Origin of the sequence: Qingshengfaniella alkalisoli, from assembly GCF_007855645.1 — a bacterium.
In the GTDB taxonomy this organism is placed as follows: Bacteria; Pseudomonadota; Alphaproteobacteria; order Rhodobacterales; family Rhodobacteraceae; genus Qingshengfaniella; species Qingshengfaniella alkalisoli.
Map to the genome: position 1 here is coordinate 1496367 of NZ_CP042261.1, position 6134 is coordinate 1502500.

General features: G+C 58.1%; 3 protein-coding genes, 1 tRNA gene, 2 rRNA genes and 3 pseudogenes (1 of these 9 only partly in view). 6 read left to right on the top strand and 3 right to left on the bottom strand.

Annotation, left to right across the window (positions count from 1 at the left end; all coding sequences use genetic code 11):
- The first annotated feature begins 1 nt into the window (after position 1).
- The 6 genes and pseudogenes from FPZ52_RS07510 to FPZ52_RS07535 all read left to right on the top strand — a co-directional run bounded on the left by FPZ52_RS07510 (position 2) and on the right by FPZ52_RS07535 (position 4654).
- Positions 2 to 1231, top strand: coding sequence for a CaiB/BaiF CoA transferase family protein (locus FPZ52_RS07510; protein ID WP_146364865.1), 1230 nt, complete (start codon positions 2 to 4; stop codon positions 1229 to 1231).
- Positions 1218 to 1610 (top strand): annotated as a pseudogene (locus FPZ52_RS07515) (IS66 family transposase); the annotation flags it as partial. The gene FPZ52_RS07510 and the pseudogene FPZ52_RS07515, both read left to right, overlap by 14 nt.
- 59 nt (positions 1611 to 1669) lie before the next feature.
- A pseudogene (locus FPZ52_RS07520) lies at positions 1670 to 1874 on the top strand (transposase); the annotation flags it as partial.
- A gap of 113 nt (positions 1875 to 1987) precedes the next feature.
- Positions 1988 to 3515 (top strand): annotated as a pseudogene (istA, locus tag FPZ52_RS07525) (IS21 family transposase).
- The gene (gene istB, locus FPZ52_RS07530) at positions 3505 to 4296 is read left to right on the top strand and encodes an IS21-like element helper ATPase IstB (RefSeq protein ID WP_146364866.1); all 792 of its coding nucleotides are present in this window, start codon (positions 3505 to 3507) and stop codon (positions 4294 to 4296) included. Before istA ends, istB begins: the two are co-directional and overlap by 11 nt.
- Positions 4297 to 4369: 73 nt before the next feature.
- A complete protein-coding gene (locus tag FPZ52_RS07535; RefSeq protein WP_205758575.1) occupies positions 4370 to 4654 on the top strand; it encodes a hypothetical protein in 285 nt (94 codons plus the stop codon).
- Between the two features lie 455 nt (positions 4655 to 5109).
- On the opposite strand, the gene FPZ52_RS07540 is transcribed toward FPZ52_RS07535, so the two are convergent.
- The 3 genes from FPZ52_RS07540 to FPZ52_RS07550 all read right to left on the bottom strand — a co-directional run.
- Positions 5110 to 5186 (bottom strand) — tRNA-Met (locus FPZ52_RS07540).
- Between the two features lie 75 nt (positions 5187 to 5261).
- Positions 5262 to 5376: ribosomal RNA gene (gene rrf, locus FPZ52_RS07545) — 5S ribosomal RNA — on the bottom strand.
- A gap of 79 nt (positions 5377 to 5455) precedes the next feature.
- A 23S ribosomal RNA gene (locus FPZ52_RS07550) occupies positions 5456 to 6134 on the bottom strand; it runs 2185 nt beyond the window's last position.

Genomic DNA, 6134 nt, shown 5'->3' on the forward strand with positions numbered 1-6134 from the left:
AATGACCGCCACACCATCGAACAAGGGGCCGCTTTCCGGTGTGAAGGTGCTCGATTTCTCCCGCATCCTGTCCGGGCCTTATGCGTCCATGGTTCTGGCCGATCTGGGCGCCGACATCATTAAAGTCGAACCCCTGGGAACAGGCGACGAGACGCGCAACTTTCCACCGTTTCAGGGCGCGCTGAGCCATTACTACATCGCATTGAACCGCAGTAAAAAAAGCATCGCATTGAACCTGAAATCACCGGAAGGTGCCGCGATTGCAAAAGAACTCGCACAGCAAAGCGATATCGTTCTGGAAAATTTCAGGCCCGGCGTTATGGACCGCCTCGGCCTTGGGTATGAACAACTCCGCGCCGACAATGAACGGCTCATCTACTGTTCCATCACCGGGTTTGGAACAGACAGTCCGCATGGCGACAAACCAGCCTTTGACATCGTTGCGCAGGCATTGTCCGGGATCATGAGTGTAAACTGTGAACCCGGTCAGCCACCCAACAAGCTCGGCATTCCCATGGGCGACATGGCCGGCAGCATTTTCTCTCTGTTCGGAATGCTCGCCGCACTGCATGAACGCAACACGACAGGTCACGGTCGCCACGTTGAAATCGCCATGCTCGATAGCCTGATCGCCCTGCAAGGTTACCTGTCCCAGATCTATTTCGTCACCGGCCAAGATCCCCAACCGGTTGGCACCCAGCATCCAAGCATCGTGCCATATGGCTCATTCCCGACGCGTGACGGACACGTCATCGTCGCCTGTCTGACAGAACGCTTCTGGCAGAACTTCGCGCGCAGTTTGGAGCGTGAGGAGCTCATCGCCGACCCCCGCTTTGCCATCTATGAGCAGCGCCTGAAAAACCGCGATGCCCTGACGCCCATCGTTCATGAACGGATGACGCAAGATACCACAGGATATTGGCTGAAACGTCTGTCCGATTTCGACGTCCCGAACGCCCCGATCCTGAGCGTCGGCGAAGCTCTTGAACAACCTCATGTTACGGCAAGGGGTCTGGTCGAAAGAGTTTCCCACCCGGATGCCGGCGAACTCAACATCGTGCGCGGCCCCATCCGGTTCGATGGACAAGGCCCATCACCCGCATCCTCACCATCGCTGTTGGGCGAAAACACCCGGGAGATCCTGCAAAGCGCCCTTGGATACAGTGACGATTGTATATCACGGCTGCTCGATTCCGGTTCAGTCGCAGACGGGGGATCGTCAAGCCGCTGACGACACCCACCTCCGGCGTGACTTCCATGACTTTTGGACCTCGGCCAAATCCGAGATCGTTCGCGAGGCGCTCGACCGGATCGGCAAGTTTTACGACATCGAACGCGACATCAACGGCCAACCCGCTGACGTCCGTCATGCGGCATGTCAAAAGCTGAGCCGCCCAAAGGTCGAGGCATTCTTTGCCTGGTCCGAACAACAACTCCTGCGCATTCCGGGCAAAAGTGATCTGGCCAAAGCCTTTCGCTATGGTCTGAGCCGTCGGGCCGCCTTCAGCCTGTTCCTGTCCGACGGGCGTGTGGCCATCGACAACAACGCAGCCGAACGTGGCATGCGACCCATCGGCGTTGGTCGCCGCAATTGGTTATTTTCAGGGGCTCTGTTGCACAAATCCTGTGAGGGATTCATCTTGTGAATCCAGTGTGGTAGCTGGACGGCATGAGCAGACCTATCCCCCCGCCTACAAGACCAGGAACTGGTCGGCCTACAACGAAGCGCTCAAGCGCGTCGCTTCGCGACCTCGCTGACAATCTGGTTTGATCCCGCCATGACCTGGGAGGCGATGCCGACCGGAAAGCGTGGTCGCCAGCCCGACTACAGCGATGCTGCCATCCAGACCTGCCTTACGATTAAAGTACTTTTCTGTTGGATGTCACTGAGCACTGACCCAGCAACGATCAAAATTGTCACTGAGAATTGACCCATGTGGAACCCTTCCCCTGACGGGATTTGTCGGGGGTCATTGGAGTGATCGACATGGATATTTTGAGCGTCATTCGACGTTGGGCACTTCGGGACAAGTTGCCCATCCGCGAGATTTCGCGGCGGGCTGGATTGTCGCGCAATACAATCAGGCGTTACCTGCGTGCCGGGATCGTCGAGCCCAAGTTCAAGGCACCATCGAGGCCGAGCAAGCTTGACCCTTTTGCGGAGAAGTTGTCGGGCTGGTTGTTGGCAGAGCAGCGCAAGCCGCGCAAAGAGCGCCGAATGGCGAAGCAGATGCATGCGGATCTTGTTCAGCTGGGATTTGACGGCTCCTACGAGCGGGTCTCGGCCTTTGTCCGAGCCTGGAAATCGGACCGAGTGCGCGCGCAGAACACGACGGACCGCAGGACATTCGTGCCTCTGGTGTTCAAGCCAGGCGAGGCCTTCCAATTCGATTGGAGCGAAGATTACGCGATCATCGGGGGTGAACGGACCAAGCTGCAGGTCGCGCACGTCAAGCTGTCGCACAGCCGTGCGTTCCTGGTCAGGGCGTATTTGCTGCAGACACACGAGATGCTGTTCGACGCACATTGGCATGCGTTCAGGGTGTTCGAAGGCGTTCCCGGCCGTGGTATCTACGACAATATGCGCACGGCGGTAGACCGCGTGGGCGCCGGCAAAAAGCGCGACGTGAATGCGCGCTTCATAGCGATGGCAAGCCACTACGTATTCAAGCCGGACTTCTGCAACCCGGCCGCTGGAGGAAAAGGGCCAGGTCGAGAAGAACGTCCGCGATGCTCGCAGCCGGATGTGGCAGGTGATGCCCACTTTCTCGGATCTCGATGCGCTGAACCGCTGGCTGGAAGAACGGTGCAAGACGCTGTGGGCCGAGACCGCACATGGCGGCTTGCCCGGCAGCATCGCAGACGTATGGGAAGCCGAGAAGTCCTCACTGATGCCGTTGCCCACAGCGTTCGACGGCTATGTCGAGCAAAGCAAGCGGGTGTCCCCAACCTGCCTCATCACGTTCGATCGCAATCGCTACTCCGTGCCTGCCAGCTTTGCGAACCGGCCCGTCAGCCTGCACATCTACCCCGAACAGCTGGTTGTTGTTGCTGAAGGGCATGTCGTCTGCGAGCACCAGCGCATCATTGAAAGGTCGCATCGGCAACCGGGCCGCGTCATCTATGACTGGCGTCATTACCTTGCCGTGGTCCAGCGCAAGCCAGGCGCGCTTCGCAACGGTGCCCCGTTTGTCGAGATGCCGGTAGGCTTTCGTGAGCTGCAGGATCAGATGCTGCGCAGGCCCGGCGGCGATCGGGAGATAGTCGACGTCCTGTCATTGGTGTTGCATCACGACGAGCAGGCGGTCCTGTGCGCGGTGGACATGGCGCTGAAGGCAGGCGTGCCGACCAAGACCCACGTGCTGAACCTGTTGCACCGGCTGGTAAACGGCACTTCGGTCGAGCTGCCAGATGTGACGCCGCCTCCCGCTTTGACACTGAGCAAGGAGCCCGAGGCCAATGTCGCACGCTACGATGGGCTGCGCACATCCGGAGGCAAACGCCATGCGTCATGATCCCGCTGGCGCTGCCATCGTCATCATGCTCCGCAGTCTGAAGATGCCAGGCATGGCGCAGGCCGTGCATGACCTCATGGAACAAGGCGCGCCTGCGTTCGGCGCGGCAATCCCGATCTTGTCGCAGCTGCTGAAGGCCGAAATGGCCGAACGCGAAGTGCGGTCCATCTCCTATCACATGAAGGCAGCGCGCTTCCCGGCCCATAAGGACCTGTCAGGCTTCGACTTCGCGGCCAGCGAGGTCAACGAGGCCCTCGTCCGGCAGCTTCATCGATGCGAGTTCCTGGACGCCGCCGAGAACGTGGTCCTGATTGGCGGACCCAGCACCGGGAAAAGCCATGTCGCGACGGCCCTCGGTGTTCAGGCGATCGAGCATCACCGAAAATGCGTGCGCTTCTTCTCCACCGTCGAGCTGGTGAACGCGCTGGAACAGGAAAAGGCGCAGGGAAGGGCCGGTAAGATTGCCGAGGCATTGGTCAAAACCGAATTGGTGATCGTCGACGAGCTCGGATACCTGCCATTCAGCGCCTCGGGCGGCGCCTTGCTGTTCCATCTGCTCAGCAAACTTTACGAACGCACCAGCGTCGTGATCACCACAAACCTGAGCTTCAGCGAATGGGCCAGCGTCTTCGGCAACGCCAAGATGACCACCGCGCTCCTCGACCGCCTCACCCACCGCTGCCAAATCCTGGAGACCGGAAACGACAGCTATCGCTTCAAGGCCAGCTCGGAGACCGCGAAAAAGAAGAGGAAGGAGACGCCAATGTTGACCCCATCATGAACCGACCGACATACTGACAGGCGGGTCAGTTCTCAGTGACATCCAACACCGAGAGCCCAGAACGCTTCATTACTTGATCGAGCTGTACGAGCATCTGATGCCCGGAGACCCGATAGCCGTGTTTTCGGCGATCCACGCGATCCTCACCGGGGTGGGCGCCGAGGAGGGGTATCACTACGAGAGCCTCGGCAACACCGCCGTCGTGAAGGTTGTGAAGCGGTACATTGCTGACCATCGAGGCATATTCGAAGATCCCAAGCGGCGCGCGATGCTGGTCGAGATTCTGCAACTGTTCTCGGAGGTTGGATGGACCGACGCCTTGCGGCTGCTATACGATCTGCCGGATCTCCTCCGCTGATAAGCAACCAGAAGATGGGATATGAGCGGTTGAAACGGCTGCTCTGAATCTCAGTTGCCGCTAGCTCTACGTCCGGAAGGCGGGTGCGAAGGTTGCGCACGCCTTAAGATGGTCTTGTCATCGCATTGAGCTGGTTGCGCCGGTTACACGCTCCTAGTCGATGAGCAGATTCCGGGTTAGATCAGTCATGCGTCTTGCCAAGCGTAAAGGTCGCCTCTGGACCTATGGCAACCGATTCTCGCGCTCCCGTATTGGCGTACGCCAATATAGGGTGCCTAAGAGGAGTGGGGAATAGACCGACTAGGGGGCTCTTTGTAACACCTACGATGGTCCCTGACGAGGCAGCACCCCATGGCCATCATATTGAACTTGTTGGGGAATTGTCCGGCATTCTGGCCTTGGGAGATCTGGATACGACAAAGCCCCGCTTTTGGCGAGGGCTGGGTCGGTTACTTTGGTTGCGGGAGTAGGATTTGAACCTACGACCTTCAGGTTATGAGCCTGACGAGCTACCGGGCTGCTCCATCCCGCGCCATTGCTGCGTTGTTTTTTTTTGCAGCTGATGTGGATTTGAACATCGTTAGAGAGATTTGTGGCTTTTTTCTAGGTTTGGCGATGACCTACTCTCCCACGTCTTGAGACGCAGTACCATCGGCGCGACAGTGCTTAACTGCCGAGTTCGGGATGGGATCGGGTGTTTCACTTGCGCTATGATCACCAAACCGAGGAAAAAGCCATTATTTCCAAGTCATGTACACTATGTTTTGTGTATGCTTTTGACCAGTCTTGCTTTTACTGGATCAAATCAAGCCTATCGGACAATTAGTACCGGTCAACTGAACGCATTGCTGCGCTTACATCTCCGGCCTATCGACGTGGTGGTCTACCACGGTCCTCAGGGATACCTTGTTTTGAGGGGGGCTTCCCGCTTAGATGCCTTCAGCGGTTATCCTTTCCGATCATAGCTACCCAGCACTGCCATTGGCATGACAACTGGTCCACCAGTGGATCGTTCACCCCGGTCCTCTCGTACTAGGGGCAACTCCTCTCAAGTATCCTACACCCACGGCAGATAGGGACCGAACTGTCTCACGACGTTCTAAACCCAGCTCACGTACCTCTTTAAACGGCGAACAGCCGTACCCTTGGGACCTGCTCCAGCCCCAGGATGAGATGAGCCGACATCGAGGTGCCAAACGGTGCCGTCGATATGGACTCTTGGGCACCATCAGCCTGTTATCCCCGGCGTACCTTTTATCCGTTGAGCGATGGCCCTTCCACTCGGGACCACCGGATCACTATGGCCGTCTTTCGACTCTGCTCGACTTGTCAGTCTTGCAGTCAGGCTGGCTTCTGCCATTGCACTCAACGAGCGATTTCCGACCGCTCTGAGCCAACCTTCGCGCGCCTCCGTTACGCTTTAGGAGGCGACCGCCCCAGTCAAACTACCCGCCACACAGGGTCCCGGATCCGGATAACG